At 76.0% G+C, this 21462-nt stretch carries 18 protein-coding genes; 8 read left to right on the forward strand and 10 right to left on the reverse strand.

The features are described 5' to 3' along the window. Window positions 1-20 precede the first annotated feature (20 nt). Window positions 21-1520 (reverse strand): M16 family metallopeptidase, encoded by a 1500-nt coding sequence (locus ACI8AF_RS06980; RefSeq protein ID WP_456538964.1) that lies wholly within the window; start codon window positions 1518-1520, stop codon window positions 21-23. Between the two features lie 198 nt (window positions 1521-1718). Here ACI8AF_RS06980 and ACI8AF_RS06985 point away from each other — a divergent pair, with 198 nt between their 5' ends. After that, a complete protein-coding gene (locus tag ACI8AF_RS06985) occupies window positions 1719-2021 on the forward strand; it encodes a hypothetical protein (RefSeq protein WP_456538965.1) in 303 nt (100 codons plus the stop codon). Here ACI8AF_RS06985 and ACI8AF_RS06990 read toward each other — a convergent pair. Next, window positions 2018-6409, reverse strand: coding sequence for an nSTAND1 domain-containing NTPase (locus ACI8AF_RS06990; RefSeq protein ID WP_456538966.1), 4392 nt, complete (start codon window positions 6407-6409; stop codon window positions 2018-2020). The genes ACI8AF_RS06985 and ACI8AF_RS06990 overlap by 4 nt on opposite strands. Window positions 6410-6463: 54 nt before the next feature. On the opposite strand from ACI8AF_RS06990, the gene ACI8AF_RS06995 reads away from it, so the two are divergent. Genes ACI8AF_RS06995 through ACI8AF_RS07005 form a run of 3 tightly spaced genes read left to right on the forward strand, consistent with a single transcriptional unit; the run spans window position 6464 to window position 9734 of the window. Continuing rightward, window positions 6464-7276, forward strand: coding sequence for a purine-nucleoside phosphorylase (locus ACI8AF_RS06995; RefSeq protein ID WP_456538967.1), 813 nt, complete (start codon window positions 6464-6466; stop codon window positions 7274-7276). Then, entirely contained in the window at window positions 7273-8115 is an 843-nt protein-coding gene (locus ACI8AF_RS07000; RefSeq protein ID WP_456538968.1) for an NAD-dependent epimerase/dehydratase family protein, read from the forward strand. Before ACI8AF_RS06995 ends, ACI8AF_RS07000 begins: the two co-directional genes overlap by 4 nt. Next, the gene (locus ACI8AF_RS07005) at window positions 8112-9734 is read left to right on the forward strand and encodes a phospho-sugar mutase (RefSeq protein ID WP_456538969.1); all 1623 of its coding nucleotides are present in this window, start codon (window positions 8112-8114) and stop codon (window positions 9732-9734) included. Before ACI8AF_RS07000 ends, ACI8AF_RS07005 begins: the two co-directional genes overlap by 4 nt. On the opposite strand, the gene ACI8AF_RS07010 is transcribed toward ACI8AF_RS07005, so the two are convergent. The 7 genes from ACI8AF_RS07010 to ACI8AF_RS07040 all read right to left on the reverse strand — a co-directional run bounded on the left by ACI8AF_RS07010 (window position 9731) and on the right by ACI8AF_RS07040 (window position 15021). Then, complete coding sequence (locus ACI8AF_RS07010) at window positions 9731-10072, reverse strand: DUF202 domain-containing protein (protein ID WP_456538970.1); 342 nt, start codon at window positions 10070-10072, stop codon at window positions 9731-9733. The two genes, ACI8AF_RS07005 and ACI8AF_RS07010, sit on opposite strands and share 4 nt — an antisense overlap. After that, on the reverse strand, window positions 10069-10467 hold the full coding sequence (locus tag ACI8AF_RS07015; protein ID WP_456538971.1) for a YidH family protein: 399 nt from the start codon (window positions 10465-10467) through the stop codon (window positions 10069-10071). The genes ACI8AF_RS07010 and ACI8AF_RS07015 overlap by 4 nt, the downstream gene beginning before the upstream one ends. A 94-nt stretch (window positions 10468-10561) precedes the next feature. Beyond that, complete coding sequence (locus ACI8AF_RS07020; protein WP_456538972.1) at window positions 10562-11014, reverse strand: DUF805 domain-containing protein; 453 nt, start codon at window positions 11012-11014, stop codon at window positions 10562-10564. A 99-nt stretch (window positions 11015-11113) separates the two neighbouring features. Next, window positions 11114-12010: a Gfo/Idh/MocA family protein gene (locus ACI8AF_RS07025; protein ID WP_456538973.1), complete on the reverse strand. Its 897-nt coding sequence runs from the start codon at window positions 12008-12010 to the stop codon at window positions 11114-11116. 2 nt (window positions 12011-12012) lie between these two features. Then, on the reverse strand, window positions 12013-12636 hold the full coding sequence (gene upp, locus ACI8AF_RS07030; protein WP_456538974.1) for a uracil phosphoribosyltransferase: 624 nt from the start codon (window positions 12634-12636) through the stop codon (window positions 12013-12015). 26 nt (window positions 12637-12662) lie between these two features. Continuing rightward, window positions 12663-13637 (reverse strand): calcium:proton antiporter, encoded by a 975-nt coding sequence (locus tag ACI8AF_RS07035; RefSeq protein ID WP_456538975.1) that lies wholly within the window; start codon window positions 13635-13637, stop codon window positions 12663-12665. Between the two features lie 154 nt (window positions 13638-13791). After that, window positions 13792-15021 (reverse strand): DUF222 domain-containing protein, encoded by a 1230-nt coding sequence (locus ACI8AF_RS07040; protein WP_456538976.1) that lies wholly within the window; start codon window positions 15019-15021, stop codon window positions 13792-13794. 170 nt (window positions 15022-15191) lie between these two features. Between ACI8AF_RS07040 and deoC the strand changes: the two genes are divergently transcribed. The 4 genes from deoC to ACI8AF_RS07060 are packed head-to-tail and all read left to right on the forward strand — an operon-like array spanning window position 15192 to window position 19895. Then, window positions 15192-16187, forward strand: coding sequence for a deoxyribose-phosphate aldolase (deoC, locus tag ACI8AF_RS07045; RefSeq protein WP_456538977.1), 996 nt, complete (start codon window positions 15192-15194; stop codon window positions 16185-16187). A 7-nt stretch (window positions 16188-16194) separates the two neighbouring features. Beyond that, window positions 16195-17640, forward strand: coding sequence for an aldehyde dehydrogenase family protein (locus ACI8AF_RS07050; RefSeq protein ID WP_456538978.1), 1446 nt, complete (start codon window positions 16195-16197; stop codon window positions 17638-17640). Beyond that, entirely contained in the window at window positions 17637-18503 is an 867-nt protein-coding gene (locus ACI8AF_RS07055) for an aldehyde dehydrogenase family protein (protein WP_456538979.1), read from the forward strand. The genes ACI8AF_RS07050 and ACI8AF_RS07055 overlap by 4 nt, the downstream gene beginning before the upstream one ends. 45 nt (window positions 18504-18548) lie before the next feature. Continuing rightward, a complete protein-coding gene (locus tag ACI8AF_RS07060; RefSeq protein WP_456538980.1) occupies window positions 18549-19895 on the forward strand; it encodes a hypothetical protein in 1347 nt (448 codons plus the stop codon). 59 nt (window positions 19896-19954) lie between these two features. Here the strand turns inward: ACI8AF_RS07060 and ACI8AF_RS07065 are convergent, their stop codons facing one another. Next, window positions 19955-21364 (reverse strand): DEAD/DEAH box helicase, encoded by a 1410-nt coding sequence (locus ACI8AF_RS07065; protein ID WP_456538981.1) that lies wholly within the window; start codon window positions 21362-21364, stop codon window positions 19955-19957. Window positions 21365-21462: the final 98 nt, after the last annotated feature.

The raw sequence follows: 21462 nt of genomic DNA on the forward strand, positions 1-21462 counted from the left end.
GATCCCCTGCCTCGGCCTGGTCAGCGGGCGGGTACCGCCGTCCGGGGGACGTCGGCGACCGGCGCCGGACGGCGCACCCAGACCCGCTCCGGCAGGCGGTCGCGGACCGCGGCCACCGCGCCGCGCCCCTGCACCGCCGGGTCGACGGGGATCACGCACATCTCGCGGGTGATCACCGAGAAGCCCTCGCCCCGGTCGAAGGGGACGACGGCCTCGATGCCCTCCCACGGCGTGAAGTGGACGTCGCCGTCGGCGTCGACGTCGGCGAGGCCGGCGTCGGAGACGACGAGCCGGACCCGGGCCGCGCGGTCGCGCACCCGCTTGAGGGCCGAGGGCCGGAACTCCCGCCCCTCCGGGGCCACCGGGACCACCCCGCAGAACGGCCGCTGCTCGATGCCGCCGATCGAGGTGCGCAGCACGGTGCCCTGCGGGACGACGAGCACCGCGGAGCCGGCCGCGGCGCGCATCGCGGCGGCGACCTGCTCGGGGGTGACCGCCCGCCAGGCGGCGAGCGCCTCGTCGGCGGGCAGGAACGGCACCGGCCCGAGCTCGCAGAGGGCGGCCCCGCCGAGCTCGCCGCAGACGAAGGCGTCCTCGTCGGCGTCGAACTCCTCGGCCAGCCCGGTCACCACGTGCGCCAGCTCCTCCGGGGTGGGGCCGGTGCGGCACAGGGCGGCGAACTGCTCCCAGAGGATGCGGCCGACCTCGGCGGCCTGGCCCTCGCGGGCGTCGACGTAGAGGGCGCTCTCCCGCCGGTCGGCCGAGACGTCGAGGACCTCGACCCCGGTGGAGTAGCTGAGCCCGCGCTCGGTCCGGGCGACGTCGGTCAGCCGACCCGAGAGCACGTGCAGCCCCACGTTGAGCGCGTGGTCGCGCGGCGGCGCGGCCAGCAGCAGGCCGGCGCCCTCGCCCATCGGCGCCTGCGACCAGACCGGCCCGGGCTGCCAGCGCGGCTCCGTGACGGGCCGCTGCGGCCGGGGACCCGAGGGCAGCGGCAGCGACAGCCCCGCCGGCAGCTCGCCGTGGCACCACAGCGCGGCGTTCTCGCGGACGAACCAGCGGCGGGCGTGGGCGCGGACGGTCTCCTCGCCGAGGAACTGCGGTCCCGGACCCTGCGCGACGGTGAGCCCCGGACCGCGCAGGCCGTACCGGGCGCCGAGCAGCGCGGCCACGGTGGGGTGCGAGCCGGAGCAGTTCTCCGCCTGCAGCACGCCCACTTCCAGCGCGATCCGGTCGGTGGGCAGGTCGCTGATCGCCCGGCAGACCGACTCGAGGAAGGCGCGGACGGCGTCGGGGCGCCCGGTGGCGTAGAAGGCGGTGAGGTCGGTGTCGACCATCGCGTTGCACTGCAGGTGCGACTTGGGCAGCGTGCCCATCACCAGGTGCTCGACGAGGTGGGTGACCTCGACCGTCGCGAACGTCTCGTCCCGCAGGCCCACCCCGAAGGTGAGGACGGCGGTGATGCGGTCCGGCCCCGGTGCGGAGAAGACCGGGACGCCGTCGATCTCGATGCGCTGCACGGGCGGAATGGTGCGACGCGCGGGCGCCGCACCCCGGCCGCACACGCCCGGCCGGGACAGCTGTGGCGGGTGTGCAGCAGGCCGGCGCGGCACCGCAACCGGACCGCAACCGCGCGCGGGCCGCCCCGCAACCGCCCGGCCCTGTCCTGGGGACGCCGCCGGGAACGGCCCGGCGATCGATCCCAGGAGTTGATGGTCATGCGCACCAGCCGACGGTCCGCCGCCCTGTTCACCCTCGCCGCCGCCATCGGCCTGGCCGGCGCCGTCGTCCCCGCCGCCACCGCGGTCGCCGCCGCCCCGGCCGCCGAGGAGTGCGACACCGTGCAGGACCCGCCCGCGCAGCTGCCCCTCGGCGTCGAGGAGGGCGACTACGTGTTCGTCACCCAGTACCGCGGGCTGGTCGTCGACATCACCTGCGGCCGGCTGGAGCTCGTCGAGCCGACCGGCTGGGACAGCTGCTGGTTCCTCTACCGCGACGAGGCCCTCCGCTACCCGTGCTAGCCGAGGTCGCTGCAGGTGGCCGCGTACGGGCGGTCGGGGAGGTACCGCTCCCACTCCGTGCGCGTCAGGTCGCGGCCGACGACGGCGCAGGCCTGCTCGACCCAGACCGCCGGGTCGAGCGGCCAGCGCCGTCCCGGGTCGGCGCCCCCGATCGCCACCAGCTCGTCCGACGCCACCGGCATGAGCCAGAGCCGGGACGCCCCGCCGTCGTCGCCGATCGGGAGCGCGGGGGCCCGCAGCTGCCCGCGGGCGACGTCGAACAGCGACACCGTCCCCGCGGACGTCGCGACCGCCAGGGTCCGGTCGTCGGGCAGCCACTCCACCTGCTCCAGCGGCGCCCCGGCGACGAGCGGGTACTGCGTCCCCTCCCACGTCCGCACGTCCACGACGAACAGGTCGCCCGATCGGCCGGTGATGGCCAGCCACCGGCCGTCCGCGGAGAACGCCATGTCGGTCGGGACGTCCGGCCCCTCGAACTCGAGCGTGGTGATCGCCACGAGGTCGACCGGGTCGACGAGGAAGACCTGCCCGTGCTGCACGCCGCTTTCCTGCAGGTTGCTCACGGCCAGCGAGCGACCGTCCGGGCTGAGGGCCAGGAACTCGCCCGCCGCTGAGTACTGCACCCGCCCGAGCTCCTCGCCGTCGGAGACGTCCACCCGGACCAGTGCGTGCGACGGCGGGGTGAGCGAGTCGCCGGGCACGCACAGCACGAGCTCGGACCCGGACACCCAGGCCAGGCAGTCGACGACGTCGGTCGAGCCGTCGGCCCCGGCCGGGACGACGATCGGCTCCCCGACGGGCTCGCGGGTGCCGGTGTCGAGGACCGTGGTGGCCACGCCGGTGCTGATCGCCACCCGACGGCGGTCGGGGCTGACTGCCAGGGGGATCCGCTCGGGCGCCGCGCCCTGCTCGACGCTGCCGACGGGGACCTCCTCGACGACGGCGCCGGTGCGCGGGTCGAGGAAGGCGGCGGCCACCGCCACGGGCCCGGCCGGATCGCCGGCGAGCCGCACGCTCGGCGCGACGACGAGCCGGCCGGGCTCCACGGTGTGCGGACGGCCGGCCAGGCGCACGTCCCCGTGCGGCTCCACGACCGCGCCGAAACCACCGTCCGGCGTCGGGGCCCAGACGACCAGCCGGTCGTCGGTGCCGAGCGTGACCAGGTTCCGGCCGTCCCCGGTGACCTCGGCCCGCCGCACCTCGCCGGCGTGCGCGACCGCCGAGCTCCCCGCCCGCCACTCCCCCGAGGCGGCGTCGACGGTCCACAGCGTCACGACACCGCCGGCGCCGACGGTCGCCGCCCACGTGCCGTCGCCCGCGCGGACGACGTCGAGGACGGGGGCGCTGCTCTGCCCGACCTGCTGCACGGGCCGGCCGTCGGCGCCGTAGAGCGTCACCTGGCCGTCGGACCACATCTGGGCGGCGCCGGGCCCCAGTGCCCGGAAGCCGGTGCCGGCCGCCGCGCGGCCGGCGGTCCGGAGCGGGACCTGCCGCCCGTCGGCCAGGTCGACGAGGACGGCCCCGGCCGCGGCGGAGGACGGGTCGAAGACCACGGCGGTCCGGCCGTCGTCGGAGACGTCGGCGGCGACGGCGGCGGCGCCGGGGGGCACCACGCCGAGGTCGGTCTGCCGCGCGGCCCCGGTGGCCGGCTCGTACTCCGCCAGGCTCACGGATGGCCGGTCCCCCTCGGTGGTGAGCAGGACGGAGACCCGGCTGCCGTCCCCCGTGAAGGACACCGCGACGGGACGCCGGCCGTCCGCGGCGCCCTGGACCAGCCGGCGCGTCTCCCCGTCGGCCGAGAGCAGCCGCAGCCACCAGTCGCCGTAGATGTCGGTCCCCGCGGCGACCAGCTGGTCGTCGGTCGGTGAGCCGTCCGCGACCAGCCACCCGGCCCAGGTCCCGATGCCGCGGGGGGCCGGGACCGGCCCCGACGAGCTCACCGGCGACGCCGCGAGGTGCGTCCCCTCGTCGAGGAAGAGGGTCCGGCCGCCGACGACGCCGTCCCGGAACGGGCGGGGCAGGGCGACCGCACCCACCGCCCGCTGGTGGGCGGCCAGGGTGCCGAAGAGCTGGTCCTCCGCCTCGGGCGTCCGGGCCAGCCGCACCGCCTGCGCCGCGGTGAGCAGCGACAGGTCCAGGCGGTCCTCGGCCGCCGACAGCGTCGCCAGCCGGTTGGCGTCGGCCGTCCGGGCGATCCTCTCCGCCTCGCCGGCACGGGCGTCGGCGACCCGCTGGAAGCGGACGGCGAGCAGTGTCGCGACGAGGGCGAGCACGAGCACCGCCGCGAGGCCCGCGGCCAGCCGGCGGGTCCGCCGCCGGCCTCGCCGCTCCCGCGCGACCTGCTCGCGGGCCTCCTCCAGCTCCGCCTCGGCCTGCCGCTGCGACGCGGCGAGGAACTCCTCCTCCAGGGCCGTCGGGTGTGCGTCCGCCCCCGCGGCCCAGTCCAGCGCCGCGGCCAGCCGCGCCCCGCGGTAGAGCTCCTCCGGCGGCCGCCCGCCACCGGCCCACTCCCGCGCGGCGGGGGCGAGGTGCCGGCGGACGGCCCGTCCGGCGGCGTCCTCCTCCAGCCACCGGGTCAGGCGCGGCCAGGCCGTGAACAGCGCCTCGTGGGCGACCTCGAGCCGGTCGGCGTCCACGGTGAGCAGCCGCCGGGCCACGAAGGTCTCCACGACCCGCTCCCGGGCCGCGGCGTCGGCCCCGGCCCCGCGGACCTCGGCGAGCGGGACCGTCCGCCGCACGTAGGCGCCGCCCTCGTCGGTGTCGGCGAGGCGGACCAGCACCGCGCGGGCGAGCCGCCGGTCCCCCTCGTCGAGCGCACGGTGGGCCTCCTCGGCGACGCGGGTCAGCGCGCCGGCCACGCCGCCGGCGGCGAGGTACCCGGCCAGGTCGAGGCGGTCGCCGCGCCGGCGCTCCCACGTGCCGACCAGCGCGGTGGACAGCAGCGGCAGCGCGGCCGAGCGGCCCAGCACGTCGTGCACGACGGCGTCCACGAGCTCCGGGTCGACGGTCAGCCCCACCGCCCGCGCCGGCTCGACGACGACGTCGCGCAGCTCGGGCTCGCGCAGCGGGGGGACCAGCACGATCGCGCCGCCCAGCCGCTCGGCGAGAGCCGTGTGCTCGGCCAGGCGCCCGACGGAGTCGCCGCGCAGCACGAGCACGCAGCGCACCACGACGCCGTCGTCGAGCAGGCCGAGGACGGCGTCGAGGAACGCCGTGCGCTCCGCCGCGTCCACGGTCGGCGCCCACAGCTGCTCGGCCTGGTCGCAGAGGAGGACGACCGGCCGGTCGGGCGGTGTCTCCCCGGTGAGCTCGGCGAGCAGGTCGACGGGGTCGGCCCCGACGGTGACCACCACCGGCCGCCACCGGTCGCTGCCGGGCACGGCGCCCGCGGCCAGCGCGGGCACCAGACCGGCCCGGACGACGGAGCTCTTGCCCGCGCCGCTGGGCCCGGACACCACCACGAGCTCGGCGTCGACCAGCCGCGCCACCAGCGTGCGCACCATGCGGTCGCGGCCGTGGAACAGCGGGGCGTCGTCGGGCTGGTAGGCCGCGAGCCCCTTGTAGGGGCAGCCCCCAGCGGCGGCGCGGGGCGGTTCGCGGACGACGACCGGACCGGGGGGCGCGTCCAGGGCCGGGTCGTGCGCGAGGACGGCCGCCTCCATGGCGCGCAGCGCGGGGCCCGGCGCGGCACCGAGCTCCTCGGCGAGCAGCGCCCGGGCCTGCCGGGCGGCGCCGAGCGCGTCGGCCTGCCGCCCGGAGCGGTAGAGGGCCAGCATGAGCAGGCGCCACCACTCCTCCTGCAGCGGCTCCTCGGTGACCATCCGGCGCAGGTCGGGCAGGACCTCGGCGTGCCGGCCCTGCGCGAGGCGGGCCTCGAGCAGGGCGGCGAGCGCGGCCGAGCGCACCTCGCCCAGCCGGCGGCGCTCGGCCTCGGCGAACGGTGCGTCGGGCCAGTCGCCGTAGGGGTCCCCGCGCCAGAGCCCGAGGGCGGCGCCCAGCAGCGACTCGGCCTCGTCGGTGGCGCCCCCGGCCAGGCGGGCGCGGCCGCGGCCGGCGAGGTCACCGAAGTGCAGCGCGTCGAGGTCCGCGCGGTCGACGGCGAGCGCGTAGCCCGGGCCGCGGCGGACGACGTAGCGGCCGCTGGAGCCCCTGGGCCGCCCCGGCTCCAGCGCCGAGCGGAGGCGGACGACGTGCGCCTGCAGCGACTTGCGGGCGGTGGGCGGCGGGGCGCCGTCCCACAGGCACTCGACGATCCGGTCGGTGCCCACGACGGCCGGCGCGCCCGCGGCGAGCACGGCCAGGAGCAGGCGCTCCTTGGCGCCGGGCACGGCGACCGGGGCCGCGTCCGGGGTCCGGACCTCCAGCGGTCCGATGACCGCGAACCGCATGCGCGAACGATAGGACCGCGGCCGGGCCCGGAGGGCCTGCGTTAGCGTCCCCGCGTGACCCAGCCCGCCGCCCCAGATCCCGCCGCCCTCGCCGCCTCGGCCGCGCAGGCGCTCGCCGCCGCCCTCGGGGAGGGGCACGACGTCGCCGTCGTCATGGGGTCGGGCTGGGCGCCCGCGGCCGACGCGTTCGGCCCCGCGCTCGCCTCGGTCGCGATCGGCGACCTGCCCGGCTTCGCCGCCCCCACCGCCGTCGGGCACGGAGGGCAGGTGCGCTCGGTGCAGGTGGGCGACCGGCGGGTGCTGCTCTTCCTCGGCCGCACCCACCTCTACGAGGGCCGGGGCGTGCAGGCGGTCGCGCACGGCGTGCGCACCGCCGCCGCGGCCGGGGTGCGCACGGTCGTCCTCACCAACGCCGCCGGCGGGCTGGCGCCCGAGCACCGGGTGGGCCAGGCCGTGCTGATCGCCGACCACCTCAACCTGACGGCCACCTCGCCGCTGGTGGGTGCGACGTTCGTCGACCTCACCGACCTGTACTCGTCGCGGCTGCGCGCGCTGGCCCGCGAGCTCGACCCGTCGCTGACCGAGGGCGTGTACGCGGCGCTGCCCGGACCGCACTACGAGACGCCGGCCGAGATCCGCATGCTGCGCACCCTCGGCGCCGACCTGGTCGGCATGTCCACCGCGCTGGAGGCGATCGCGGCGCGGGCGGCGGGGCTCGAGGTGCTCGGCCTGTCGATGGTCACCAACGCCGCCGCGGGCATCACCGGCGAGAAGCTCGACCACGAGGAGGTGCTGGCCGCCGGCAAGGCCGCGGCCGGCCGGCTCGGCGAGTTCCTGGTGCAGCTGATCGGGCGGCTGCCCGCATGAGCGGGCCGGTGCTGCTCACCGGCGCGGCCGGGCGCATCGGCACGGTGCTGCGCGGCGGCCTGCCGGAGCGCGGCTGGGCGGTGCGCTGCCTCGACCTCGTGCCGATCGTCGACACCCGGCCGGGCGAGGAGCACGTCGTCGCCGACGTCGCCGACCTGGCCGCGATGGTCGACGCCACCGAGGGCGCGTCGGCGGTGGTGCACCTGGCCGGCGTCGTCGGGGAGTCGACCTGGCCGGCGATCAGCCGGGCGAACATCGACGGCACCTGGGCCACCCTGGAGGCCGCGCGCCGGGCCGGCGTCCCCCGCGTCGTGCTGGCCAGCAGCAACCACGCCACCGGCTTCACCCCGCGCCCGGCCGACGGCCTGCTGCGCGAGGAGGACGCCCCGCCCCGGCCGGACACGTACTACGGCGTCGCCAAGGTGACAATGGAGGCACTCGGCTCGCTCTACGCCGACCGGTACGGCATGGACGTGGTCTGCCTGCGGATCGGCAGCGCGTTCCCCGAGCCGACGAACACCCGGCACCTGGCCACCTGGCTGTCCCCCGACGACTCGGTGGCCCTGTTCGACGCGGCGCTGCGCGCGCCCTCTCCCGGCTTCGTGGTGGTCTGGGGCGTCTCGGCGAACACCCGCAACTGGTGGGACCTCTCGGCCGCGCGGGCGCTGGGCTACGAGCCGCAGGACGACGCCGAGGTGTACGCCGAGGCGCTGATCGAGGCGTACGGCGAGCCCGACCCGGCCGACCCCGTGCACGCGCGCGTCGGCGGCGACTACACGCTGCCCGCCCTCGACGCCGACGTCGTCGCGGCGCGGGCAGCGGCGCGGGAGGAACCGTGAGCGAGCTGCTGGCGGTCGCCCGCGCCTGGGCCGACGACGACCCGCACGCCGGCGACCGGGCCGAGATCGAGGCGCTGATCGGGGCCCGGGACCTCGACGAGCTGGGCCGGCGGTTCGCCGGCCCGCTGACGTTCGGGACGGCGGGGCTGCGCGGACCGCTGCGCGCCGGGCCGGCCGGAATGAACGCCGCCGTGGTGACCCGCGCGGCCGCGGGGCTCGGCGCGTACCTGGCCGAGGAGGGGCGCACCGGGGGCGGCGTGGTCGTAGGCTTCGACGCCCGCCGCCGCTCCGACGAGTTCGCGCGGATCACCGCCGAGGTGCTCACCGCCGCGGGGTTCGCCGTCCAGGTGCTGCCGCGGGCGCTGCCGACGCCGGTGCTGTCCTTCGCCGTCCGGCACCTCGGGTGCGTGGCCGGCGTGATGGTGACCGCCAGCCACAACCCGCCCGACGACAACGGCTACAAGGTCTACCTGGGCGACGGCCGGCAGCTGGTGCCACCCGCCGACGCGCGGATCGAGGCGGCGATCGCCGCCGTCGGCGCGGCGAGGGACGTGCCGCGCGGCGACGACTGGCTGACCCTGCCCGACGCGATCGTCGACGACTACGTGGCCGCGGTGGTGGCCGCGCTCGAGCCCGAGCGCGTGCCGGGCCGGGAGTCGCTGGTCGTCGCCTACACGGCCATGCACGGGGTCGGCGCCGACACGACCCGGGCGGTGTTCGCCGCGGCGGGGCTGGCCGCGCCGGTGAGCGTGCCGGAGCAGGACCGGCCCGACCCGGCGTTCCCGACGGTGGCCTTCCCGAACCCGGAGGAGCTGGGCGCGTCCGACCGGCTGAAGGCCCTGGCCGAGCGGATCGGCGCCGACGTCGCGATCGCCGAGGACCCCGACGCCGACCGCTGCGCCGTCGTCTGCGGCGGCCGGCAGCTGACCGGCGACGAGACCGGCGCGCTGCTGGCCGACTGGCTGCTCCGCCGCGGCGTGCGCGGGACGTACGCGTCGTCGCTGGTGAGCGGGTCGCTGCTGCACGCGCTGGCCGAGGCGCACGGCGTGCCGTCGGCGGAGACGCCGACCGGCTTCAAGTGGATCATGCGGGCGGGCTCCGAGGAGGAGCCGCTGGTGTTCGGCTACGAGGAGGCGCTGGGCTACTCGGTGGCGCCGTCGGTGGCGCGGGACAAGGACGGCATCTCCGCCGCCCTGGCCGTGGCGCTGCTGGCCGCCGAGCTCAAGGCCGACGGCCGCACGCTGCTCGACCGGCTCGACGAGCTGGCACGCGAGCACGGGCTGTTCGCCACCGGGCAGCTGTCGGTGCGGGTGGACGACCTGTCGCTGATCGGGCAGGCGATGGAGCGGCTGCGCACCGCCCCGCCGGCCACCCTGCTGGGCCGGCCGGTGGAGTTCACCGACCTGCTCAGCGCGCAGCCGCCGGTCGACGGGGTGCGGCTGCTCGGCGACGGCGTCCGGGTGATCGTGCGCCCCAGCGGCACCGAGCCGAAGCTCAAGGCCTACCTGGAGACGGTCGTCCCGGTGCACGACGACGCCGGGATCATCGCCGCCCGCGGCCGCGGCGAGGACGAGCTCGACGAGCTGCGCGCCGAGATGTCGAGGGTGCTGGGGATCTAGAGGCCCGGGCCGAGGGCGAACGCCAGCGCGAGCAGCCCGACGGCGACGCCGCTGAGGGCCAGGGCCGCGATCGGCAGCCCGCCGGCGCGGGCCCCGCCGAGGTCGCCGCGGGTGGTCAGCGAGGCGTGCACGGACCGGTAGCGCCGCTCGGCCCGGTAGCCGACGAACGCCGCCTGCACCAGTCCGACGGCGGCGAGGACGACGGCGAGCACGCCGATCACCGGCGCCGCCAGCCGCCCGGCCCCGACCGCCGCCACGGCCATCGCCAGCGCGGTCCGCCGCCAGGCCAGCGCCGTCCGCTCGGCCTGCAGGCCGCGGTCGAAGACCTGCTCGCTCACCGCAGCAGCAGCCCGAGCACGAGCAGCACACCCGCGACCAGGGTGCCCAGGGCGACCACCGGCGCGAGCCGGGGCGAGGGCAGCGGCCGCCCCCGGCGCAGCGCCCTCTCCGTCGCCGTCCAGCCGAGCCACGCCTGCAGCGGGGCGAGCAGGCCGAGCCCGATGAGCACCAGCGCGCAGGCCAGCCGCAGCCCTTCGGCGATCGGCAGCTCGAGCGCCTCCAGCGCCACCCCGGCCGCCGACAGCGCCAGCGAGGTGCGGATCCAGGCCAGGAAGGTGCGCTCGTTGGCCAGGGTGAACCGGGGGTCGGGCTCCTCGCCCACCCCGTAGACCGACTGCGGGAACCGCCTCGGCGTCGCCGTCCCGTCGGCGCTCGCCGAGGAACTGCTGTTCACACCCACAGTGTGCGGGCCAGGGCCGCTGGCCGGGGGGGTCGGGGACGAGCGGGTCGTCGTCCCCGACCCCGGCAGGTCGCCGCGCTGACGGGCGTCAGCGCACCAGCGGGGCCGGGGCCGGCGGCGCGGAGCTGAAGCCGGAGACCTCGGGCGGGCCGTACTGGTTGGGGCCGGCGTCGCCGCGCAGGAAACCGAGCTGCACGAGCAGGACGATCGCGCCGGCGATGGGCACGAGACCCCACAGCAGGAACCAGCCGGACCTGCCGCGGTCGTGGCACCGGGCCACGGCGGCGCTGATCGACGGCGCCAGCAGCGCCAGCGAGGTGATCAGGGTGATCGGTCCGCCGTAGAACATGGCCTCGGCGCCGGCCGAGTAGCCGTAGTAGTAGTCATACGTGGCGTAGCTGCCCGTGGTGTACCAGGCGAGGCCGAGGCTGATGTCGGCCCACGCCGCGGCGACGTAGGCCACCCAGACCGGCAGCGCGTAGTGGAGCCAGTACACCTTGCGGCCGATCCGCCCGCGCCGCACGTACCAGTTGCCGTTCATGTGCTTCTCCCGTCGTCCGCCCCCTGCACGGGGGCTCGTCCTCGTCGGGAGAGAGGTTCGCCGCGGGTGCTTGTGCCGCGCTTGCGCGCCGGTGGTGGCTCAGCTTGGAACGGGCTCGCGGCAGCCGGACTCCAGCGCCCGCTGGGCGGCGGCGAGGACGACGACGACCTCGCGACCGAACGCGACGTCGCACGGGTGTGCCCCACCGGTGACCGCGGCCTGGGTGAGCTCCTCGACGGCGACGGCGTGCGCGGCGCGGGCGGCCCGGTCCTCGGGCAGCAGGGTGATCCGGCCGGCGTCGCCGTGCACGAAGAACTCGATGCCGCTCGACATGGGCGCCACCGTGTGCGACAGCGTGACGGTGCTGGCGGCGCCGGACTCGTGGTGCAGCACCAGGTGGACGGTGTCGCCGAGGCCGGCGCCGGTCTGGACGGCGGTCACCGGGCCGAGCGCGGGGAGGAACAGCGAGAGGGCGTGCGGGCCGATGTCCCAGAGCGCGCCCTTCTCCTTGCGCCAGGCGGAGTCCTTGAAGGGGCTGTCGGGCTGGTAGTTGTTGCCCAGCCAGCTGCCGGCCCCGCCCATGAGCCGGGTGCGGGCCGCCTGGGTGAGCCAGGTCGCCGTCCCCGCCTGGAAGCGGAAGGTGAAGAACACGACCGATGCCACGCCGTTGGACCGGACGGCGGCGACCAGCCGGTCGGCGTCCTCGACGGTGAGCGCGATCGGCTTCTCCAGCAGCAGGTGCTTGCCGGCCTCGGCGGCGCGGACGGCCAGCGGGACCTGCACCTCGGGCGGCAGGGAGAAGGAGACGGCGTCGACCTCGGCGAGCAGGGCGTCGAGGTCGTCGTAGCCGGGGACCTCGAAGCGCGCACCGAGCGCCTCGGCCTTGGCCAGGTCGCGGCCCCAGACGCCGGCCAGCTCGGCGTCGGGGTGCTCGGCGAGGCTGGCCGCGTGGATCTCCCCGGCCCAGAAGCCGGTGCCGAGGACACCGAACCGCATGGTCAGACCGCGCCGAACTGGCGGTCGCCGGCGTCGCCGAGGCCCGGGACGATGTAGGCCTTGTCGTTGAGGCCCTCGTCGACGCTGACCGTGAAGACGCGCAGCGGCAGGCCGCTCTCCTCCAGCCGGCGCAGGCCCTCGGGTGCGGCCAGCGTGCACAGCACCGTGATCGCGGGGGCGCCGCGGTCGGTGAGCAGGCCGCAGCAGTGCACCAGCGAGCCGCCGGTGGCGAGCATCGGGTCGAGGACGAAGACGTGCCGGCCGACCAGCGACTCCGGCAGCGAGGCCATGTAGGCCTCGGGCTGGAAGGTGACCTCGTTGCGGGCGAGCCCGACGAAGCCCATCTGCGACTCGGGCAGCATGCGGTGCGCGGTGTCGGCCATGCCGAGGCCCGCGCGCAGGACCGGCACGATCAGCGGCGGCGCGGCCAGCCGGTAGCCGACGGTCCCGGTGACCGGGGTGCGGATCGGCTCCTCGCGCAGCTCGAGGTCGCGGGTGGCCTCGTAGACCAGCATCTGGGTGAGGTCGCGCAGCGCGGCCCGGAAGTTGGCGTTGTCGGTGCGCTCGTCCCGCATGCGGGAGAGCCGGGCGCGGGCGAGCGGGTGGTCCACGACGGTCAGCTGCACGGGCGCCACCGTAGCGGCCTGCGATGTCACGGGTTGACGGCCAGGAAGACGAAGGCCGCCAGGAGGACGAGGTGGACCACGCCCTGCAGCCGGGTCGCCCGGCCGGGGACGACGGTGAGCACCCCGACGACGACCGTGACGGCGAGCAGCACGGTCTGCGTCGCGCCGAGCCCGAGCAGCAGCGGCCCGTCCAGCCAGATGGAGGCGACCGCGATCGCCGGGATGGTGAGCCCGATGCTGGCCATGGCGGAGCCGAAGGCCAGGTTCAGGCTGATCTGCAGCCGGTCGCGACGGGCGGCACGGGCGGCGGCGAGCGTCTCGGGCAGCAGCACGAGCAGCGCGATGACGACGCCGACGAAGGACTGGGGGTAGCCGACCGCGGCGACGGCGTCCTCGATGGCGGGCGACTCCACCTTGGCCAGTCCCACCACCGCGACGAGCGCGACGAGCAGCAGCCCCAGGCTGGTGAGCGCGGCCCGGGCGGTGGGCGGCTCGGCGTGCTCGTCGACCGCCGGGGCGCCCTCGCGGGGGACGGGGAGGAAGAAGTCGCGGTGCCGCACGGTCTGGGTGAGCACGAAGGCGGCGTAGAGGATCAGGGAGGCCACCGCGGCGAAGGCGAGCTGGGCGGGCGAGAACTGCGGGCCCTGGCGGCCGATCGTGAAGGTCGGCAGGACGAGGCTCAGCACGGCCAGGGTGGTGACCGTCGCGAGCGCAGCGCCGGTGCCCTCGGCGTTGAACTCGACCACGCCGTGCTTCAGTGCGCCGAGCAGCACCGCCAGACCGACGATGCCGTTGCACGTGATCATCACCGCCGCGAACACGGTGTCCCGCGCCAGCGAGGCGGCGTCGTCGCCGCCGGAGACCATCAGCGTGACGATCAGCGCGACCTCGATGACGGTCACCGCCACGGCGAGGACCAGCGACCCGAACGGCTCCCCCACCCGGTGCGCGACCACCTCCGCGTGGTGCACGGCGGACAGCACGGCGCCCATCAGGAACACCGCGACGAGCAGCTCGACGGCGACCGGCAGCGACCGGCCTCAGGTGACCCCGAGGACGACCAGGGACAGGAGCGGGACGACCGTGGTCCAGGTCAGCAGCGGGTGCCGCGCGGTCGCCATGCGCCCACGCTGGCACACCCGGGGACCGGGAGGCTCAGCCGGCGCGGGCGAGCTCGGGGTCGTCGGCGGGTGGCCGGATGACGTGGATCTCGGTGCCGTCGGGCCGGTAGGTGTGCCACCGGCCGGCGGTGTCCCGCTCGATGCGGAAGCCGTGGTGGACCTGGGTGTGGTGCCGTTCGCAGAGCAGCCCGGAGTTGTCCAGGCTGGTCTCGCCACCCAGTGCCCAGTGGACGACGTGGTGCACTTCTGACCACCAGTGCGGGGCGTCGCAGCCGGCGAACACGCACGTGGTGTCGCGGGCGATCACGGCCTTGCGCAGTGCGGGTGTCACGAGGCGCCGGGTGCGGCCGAGGTCGAGCGGCTCGCCGTGGGGGCCGAGCACGATCCGGGTGAGGTCGGCGTCGCAGGCCGCCCACCGGGCGCGGGCGGCGGAGAGCACCGCGCCGAAGCCGGTGCGGGCGGCGCCCCGGCCGGTCGTGGGGTCGAGCAGGTCCGCCAGGTCGACGGTGACCGCGACCTGCGGCTTGACGGTGCGCAGCAGCGGCAGGGTGCCGCAGCCGAGGTGGAGGTCGGCCAGCTGCACCGCGGCGTCGGCCTGCCGCTGCGCCAGGCTGCGCGCGTCCCCGGCCGGCCGGTGGGCCTGGTCGAGGGCGGCGATGGCGGCCTGGAACCTCTCCCCGCCGACGGCGTCGAGCTCGCCGCGGAGGAACAGCCGGCCGTCGGCCCGCCGGGTGAAGGTCAGCGACCGCTGCTCGGTGGGGTCGGGCTCGGGCCCGTCGGCGTCGAGCCGCTCCAGGAAGGCGTGCACCAGCTCGTCGAGCTCGGCATGCGAGTGCGCCACCGCGAAGGTCACCAGCTCGCCGGCGAGGCCGGCCAGGTCGCCGTCGGCCGCGGCGATCAGCCGCAGGTGCCGCGGCTCGGTGAGCTGCCCGAGCACCGCCACCTGGTCACCGGTCAGCGCTCCGGCCGCGTGCGCCGCCGCGACCGCGGGCAGCTGCTCGAGGGCGCGGCCGTTGCGCACCACCTGCGAGGCGGCGGCCCGGGCCAGCCGGCCGTGCCCGCGCAGCCAGGACTGGGCGGTGGCCATGCCGTCGCCGGCGAAGGCCCGCCTGCCGTCGGCGATCCGGACGGTGCGGGCCAGTTCGGCGTCGATCCGGTTGCGCAGCGCGACCAGGTCGGCGGTGCGCTCCAGCAGCGCCGGGCCGGGCATCGCGTGCAGATCCTCGGCGGCCAGCACGTGCAGCGCCGACGTGACCTCGTCCACCGGAACACCTCCCACCTGCTCGATCAGGTGTTCGAAGTCTACCGCCGGACCGGCCGTCCTGCTTGCTGAATCCCCAGGTCAGCGGCTTGTCCACGAATCCGAGGCGGCTCTTGACACCGACCGGTGAGCGGCGTCGTGGCGCGCCCACCGGGCAGGGGACAATGATCGGCATGACCCACGTGCTCGAGCCCGACGCGCCGTCGGCGTACGCCCGGCCGATCGCCGGGCCGCTGCCGCCGTACGACGACGTCACCCGGTCCGACTCGGCGTTCCGCACCTTCCTGCACGGGCTGCCCGGCGTCGACCAGGTCGGCGCGGAGGCCCGAGCCGCCCAGCTCGGCACCCGCTCGATCAAGACCACCGCCAAGGCGTGGGCCATCGACACCGCGATCTCGATGGTCGACCTCACCACCCTCGAGGGCGCCGACACCCCGGGCAAGGTCCGCAGCCTGGCCGCCAAGGCGCGCCGTCCCGACCCCACCGACCTCACCGCCCCGCAGGTCGCCGCCGTGTGCGTCTACGGCGACCTCGCCGGCGTGGCGAAGGAGGCCCTGGAGGGCACCGGCATCCACGTCGCCGCCGTCGCCACGGCGTTCCCGAGCGGCCGTGCCAGCCGCGCGGTCAAGCTCGCCGACGTGAAGGACGCCGTGGCCAACGGCGCCGACGAGATCGACATGGTCATCGACCGGGGCGCCTTCCTGGCCGGCCGCTACCTCGACGTCTACGAGGAGATCGTGGCGGTCAAGGAGGCCTGCGGCGACGCGCACCTCAAGGTCATCCTCGAGACCGGCGAGCTGGTCACGCTCGACAACGTCCGCCGCGCCAGCTGGCTGGCGATGCTCGCCGGCGGCGACTTCATCAAGACCTCCACCGGCAAGGTCTCCCCCGCCGCCACCCTGCCGGTCTGCCTGGTGATGCTGGAGGCCGTCCGCGACTTCCGCGCCGCCACCGGCCGGCAGATCGGGGTCAAGCCCGCCGGCGGCATCCGGACGACGAAGGACGCCGTCAAGCACCTGGTGATGGTCAACGAGGTCGCCGGCGCCGACTGGCTCACCCCCGACTGGTTCCGCTTCGGCGCCTCCAGCCTGCTCAACGACCTGCTCCTGCAGCGGCAGAAGCTGCGCACCGGCCACTACTCCGGCCCCGACTACGTCAGCGTGGACTGAGACCCAGATGACCAGCGTCTTCGAGTACGCCCCCGCCCCCGAGTCCCGCTCCATCGTCGACATCGCGCCGTCCTACGGGCTGTTCGTCGACGGCGAGTTCGTCGACGGCGGCGGCGAGCCGTTCAAGACCGTCAACCCCGCGACCGAGGAGGTCCTCTCCGAGATCGCCAGCGGCACCGAGGCCGACGTCGACCGTGCGGTGAAGGCCGCCCGGCGGGCGTTCACCAAGGTGTGGGGCCCGATGCGCCCGGCCGACCGCGGCAAGTACCTCTTCCGCATCGCCCGGCTGCTGCAGGAGCGCGCCCGCGAGTTCGCCGTCCTCGAGTCGCTCGACAACGGCAAGCCGATCAAGGAGTCGCGGGACGTCGACGTCCCCCTGGCCGCGGCGCACTTCTTCTACCACGCGGGCTGGGCCGACAAGCTCGGCTACGCGGGCCTCGGGCCGGCGCCGCAGCCGCTCGGCGTGGCCGGCCAGGTCATCCCGTGGAACTTCCCGCTGCTCATGCTCGCGTGGAAGATCGCCCCGGCGCTGGCCACCGGCAACACCGTCGTCCTCAAGCCCGCCGAGACCACCCCGCTCTCCGCGTTGCTGTTCGCCGAGATCTGCCGGCAGGCCGACCTGCCGCCCGGCGTGGTCAACATCGTGACCGGCGCCGGCGAGACCGGCCGGGCCGTCGTCGAGCACCAGGACGTCGACAAGGTCGCCTTCACCGGCTCGACCGAGGTGGGCCGCTCCATCGCCCGCGCGGTCGCCGGCACCCGCAAGAGGCTCACCCTCGAGCTCGGCGGCAAGGCGGCCAACATCGTGTTCGACGACGCCCCGATCGACCAGGCGGTCGAGGGCATCGTGCAGGGCATCTTCTTCAACCAGGGTCACGTGTGCTGCGCCGGCAGCCGGCTGCTGGTGCAGGAGTCGATCCACGACGAGGTGATCGCGGGCCTGCAGCGGCGGATCGGCACGCTGCGCGTCGGCGACCCGCTGGACAAGAACACCGACATCGGTGCGATCAACTCCGCCGAGCAGCTGGCCCGCATCCGCGAGCTGTCGGAGATCGGGGTCGCCGAGGGCGCCAACCGCTGGCAGCCGGCGTGCGAGCTCCCCGAGCGCGGCTACTGGTTCCCGCCCACCGTGTTCACCGACGTCTCCCCTGCCCACCGGATCGCCCGTGACGAGATCTTCGGCCCGGTGCTCTCGGTGCTCACCTTCCGCACGCCCGACGAGGCGGTGGCCAAGGCGAACAACACCACCTACGGGCTCTCCGCCGGCATCTGGACCGAGAAGGGCTCGCGGATCCTGAAGATCGCCGACCAGCTGCGCGCCGGCGTCGTGTGGGCCAACACGTTCAACAAGTTCGACCCGACGTCGCCCTTCGGCGGCTACAAGCAGTCCGGCTACGGCCGCGAGGGCGGCCGGCACGGGCTGGCCGCGTACCTGAAGGGGGCCGGTCAGTGAGCGAGCGCCTCGCCGTCCGCAAGACCTACAAGCTCTACGTCAACGGGGCGTTCCCGCGCTCGGAGTCCGGCCGCAGCTACGAGGTCACCGACGCCAAGGGCCACTTCCTCGCCAACGCCTCCTGGGCCAGCCGCAAGGACGCCCGGGACGCCGTCGTCGCCGCCCGCGCCGCCTTCCCCAAGTGGTCCGGCGCCACCGCCTACAACCGCGGCCAGGTGCTCTACCGCGTGGCCGAGCTGATGGAGGGCCGGCACGTCCAGTTCTGCGAGGAGGTCGCCGCCGGCGAGGGCCTGTCGGCGTCCCGGGCGCGCGCCGCCGTCGACGCCGCCGTCGACCGCTGGGTCTGGTACGCCGGCTGGACCGACAAGCTTGCCTCGGTGCTCGGCGGCGCCAACCCGGTCGCCGGCCCGTACTTCGACTTCAGCCTGCCCGAGCCGACCGGGGTCGTCGCCGTCCTGGCACCGCAGCAGTCGTCGCTGCTCGGCCTGGTCAGCGTGCTGGCGCCGGTGCTGGCCGGCGGCAACACCGCCGTCGTGGTCACCTCGAAGGAGCGGCCGCTGCCCGCCGTCACCCTCGGCGAGGTGCTGGCCACCAGCGACGTCCCCGCGGGCGTGGTGAACATCCTGACCGGCGACGCCGCCGAGATCGGCCCGTGGCTGGCCGAGCACGCCGACGTCGACGCGGTCGACCTGACCGGGGCCCCGCCCGACCGGGCGCTGGAGCTCGAGCGCGAGGCCGCCGGCACGATCAAGCGGGTGCTGCGGCCGCCGGTGACCGAGCCGGACTGGACCGCCGACCCCGGCCTGTCCCGCATGACGGCGTTCCTGGAGACGAAAACGGTCTGGCACCCGATGGGGGTCTAGCGAACCCGGGCGCGCGATCCCCGCCGCGTTCGGCAGGATGGGCCCGTGGCCAGGCCGAGCATCGTCCCCATCGCACTCACCCTCGACGACCGCACCGGGTACACCCTGTGGGCGCCGCCGTGGGAGGAGGACGGCGAGGAGTGGCAGGCGTTCCTCGGCACGACCGAGAGCGGCACGGCCACGGTGCACCTCTTCCCGAGCACCACGGCCCTGGCGGAGTTCTGCCGCACCCGCACCGACCACGACCTCGCCGACCACCCGGTCTGGCCGGTGATCGTGGGGCTGGGTGCCGGCGACCTGGTGCCCGACGACGACCACCGCTACGACCTCGACGGCGTCTACGACATCGCCGCGGAGAACCCCGACCGCTGGGCCGTGGAAGAGCTGGCCGCGACGATCGACATCGTCGGCCGCCTCGCCGAGTGCCTCGACACCACCGGTGACGACGACGAGGACGAGGACGACGAGGAGAGCCAGTTCGAGGCGGTCGCCGAGCTGGTCGGCCGGCCCGAGGTCGGCTCGCTGGGGCTGGGCGTCGAGGCGTTCGTCGGGCGCTCGGGCGAGGACGCCTGGGTCGGCGTCGGCGGCGCGCTGGACGAGCTGTGGGAGGACGTCGTCGAGGAGCTCTCCGAGCACCTGGACTGGACCGGCGGCGGCACCGCCACCCTCGAGGACTACCCGGCCGCCTCGGAGGTCGAGGAGGACGCCGACGTCGAGCCCGAGGAACTCGTGGCGGACGCCGCCGACGAGGACGCGGGCGAGGCCGCGCCCGCAGCGGGCGTGAGCACGATCCGCGGCGGCAGCCGGATCACCGCCTCCCCCGCCGCGGTCGCCGCGGCGCAGGAGTTCTGGGAGGCCGTCGGCATCCTGCCGGTCGAGGTGGTCATCCCCGGCGCGGCCGGGGTGACCCTGCGCTGCTACGTCGAGGACGTGGCCCGGTTCCTCGGCCGCGACGGCGAGATCTGGCTGTTCGACACCCCGACGGACCTGTCGAAGTTCCTCTCCACCAGCACCGAGGAGCACGACCTCACCGAGATCGCGTCGTGGCCCGAGGTGGCCGACACCGACACCGTGCCGCTGCCGGCCGAGCAGGACCGCTACGACCTCACCGAGCTGACCGAGGTGCTCACCGAGGTCGCCGACGGCGCCGCCGGGCTGGTCGACCACCGGGCGTTCGCCCAGCCGGTCGAGGGCGTGCGCGACATCGCCGAGTACGCGGGGTTGACGCGGGTCGACGAGCTGCTGGCGCCGTCCGCGGCGCTGGGCCGCGCGGTGGCCCGCGGGCAGCGGGACCCCGGCGCCACGCTGCCGGCCGAGGACGCCGCGGCGATCAGGCGGGACTGGGACGAGGTCGTCGGCGCGGTGACCGCCGTCCTCGTCTGGCGGGACTAGGAAGCGCAGAAGGCGCGATCCCTGGGGGCAGGGATCGCGCCTTCCGCGTTCTCAGCAGGTCACGCGCCGGAGCGGGCGGGGCGGTCGTTCGGCCGCCGGCCCTGGCCGCGGTAGCGGCTGGGACCGCGGTCGCCGTCCCGGGAGCTGCGCTCGCCGCGGTCGCCGTAGGGACGACGCGGCCGGTCGCCCTCGCGGCGCGGACCACGCGGGCCGCGCGGCCCACCGCTGCGGGGACGGTGCTCACGCACGGGCCGCTCGACCGGCTCCACCGGGACCCCGGAGGCGACGAGCTCGCTGATCGCCTCGTCGCCCGGCCGGATCCGGGTGATGGCCGGGTCGACCTTCACCTGGCGGAACCGCCGCTTGGCCTGGCCCACCTGGTCGGGCAGCAGCAGCGACACGACGACGCCGCTGGCGCCGGCGCGGGCGGTGCGGCCCGAGCGGTGCTGGTAGGTCTTCGCGTCGGCCGGCGGGTCGTAGTGCAGCACCAGCGAGACGTCGTCCACGTGGATGCCGCGGGCGGCGACGTCGGTGGCGACGAGCACCGGCGAGCGGGCGTCGGTGAACGCCTCGAGCGCGCGGCGGCGGGCGCCCTGCGGCAGACCGCCGTGGATCGCCTGCGCACCGATGCCGGCGGCCTGCAGGTTCTCGGCCAGCCGGTCGGCGCCGAGCTGGGTGCGGACGAAGACGATCGTCCGGCCCGGGCGGGCGGCCAGCTCCTGGGCCACCGCGAGCTTGTCGCGGAAGGCCAGGCTGTAGGCGAGGTGCTCGGCCGGCGGGGCGGCGTCGCCGGGGCGGACCACCTCGTGCCGCGCCGGGTCCTTGAGGTACCGGCGCACGAGGGTGTCGACCTCGCCGTCGAGGGTGGCCGAGAAGAGCATCCGCTGGGCGCCGGGGTCGGTGGCGTCGAGCAGCTCGGTGACGTCGGGCAGGAAGCCGAGGTCGGCCATGAAGTCGGCCTCGTCGAGGACGGTCACCGACACGTCGGACAGGTCGGCCTCGCCCTGGCGCATGAGGTCGAGCAGCCGGCCCGGGGTGGCGATGAGGACGTCGACGCCGCGGCGCAGCTGCTGGATCTGGCGGTGCATCGGGGCGCCGCCGTAGACGGTGGTGACGTAGACGCCCAGCGCCCGGCCCAGCGGCATCAGCACGTCGCTGACCTGCTGCGCGAGCTCGCGCGTCGGCACCAGGACCAGGCCGCGCGGGGTGCGCGGGCCGCGGCGGACGTCGGCGCCGAGCCGGGCCAGCATCGGCAGGCCGAAGGCGAGCGTCTTGCCCGAGCCGGTGGCCGCCTTGCCCAGCACGTCGCGGCCGGCGAGGGCGTCCGGCAGCGCGGAGGCCTGGATGGCGAAGGGGGTGGTGATCCCCCGCTCCCCGAGAGCGGCGACCAGCTGCGCGGGCAGGCCGAGCTCGGCGAACGTGGGGGTGGTGTTCTCGATGGGGGCGTCGACAGTGTCGAACGAGGTCATGCGGGTGGGACTCCGATGTTCTCGGGCGCGTCCCGTGGCGATAGGCGGCCGCCGGCGTTCCGGCGTCCTCACTGGCGATCGCGGGCGTCGTCGATGAC

Source organism: Blastococcus sp. SYSU D00669 (genome assembly GCF_054050715.1).

Excerpts from the sequence above, each read along its gene's own strand:
- ACI8AF_RS06985 (WP_456538965.1), top strand. The coding sequence starts at position 1,719 with ATGCGCACCAGCCGACGGTCCGCCGCCCTGTTCACCCTCGCCGCCGCC.
- ACI8AF_RS06990 (WP_456538966.1), bottom strand. The coding sequence starts at position 6,409 with ATGCGGTTCGCGGTCATCGGACCGCTGGAGGTCCGGACCCCGGACGCG.
- ACI8AF_RS07000 (WP_456538968.1), top strand. The coding sequence starts at position 7,273 with ATGAGCGGGCCGGTGCTGCTCACCGGCGCGGCCGGGCGCATCGGCACG.
- ACI8AF_RS07020 (WP_456538972.1), bottom strand. The coding sequence starts at position 11,014 with ATGAACGGCAACTGGTACGTGCGGCGCGGGCGGATCGGCCGCAAGGTG.
- ACI8AF_RS07025 (WP_456538973.1), bottom strand. The coding sequence starts at position 12,010 with ATGCGGTTCGGTGTCCTCGGCACCGGCTTCTGGGCCGGGGAGATCCAC.
- deoC (WP_456538977.1), top strand. The coding sequence starts at position 15,192 with ATGACCCACGTGCTCGAGCCCGACGCGCCGTCGGCGTACGCCCGGCCG.
- ACI8AF_RS07050 (WP_456538978.1), top strand. The coding sequence starts at position 16,195 with ATGACCAGCGTCTTCGAGTACGCCCCCGCCCCCGAGTCCCGCTCCATC.
- ACI8AF_RS07065 (WP_456538981.1), bottom strand. The coding sequence starts at position 21,364 with ATGACCTCGTTCGACACTGTCGACGCCCCCATCGAGAACACCACCCCC.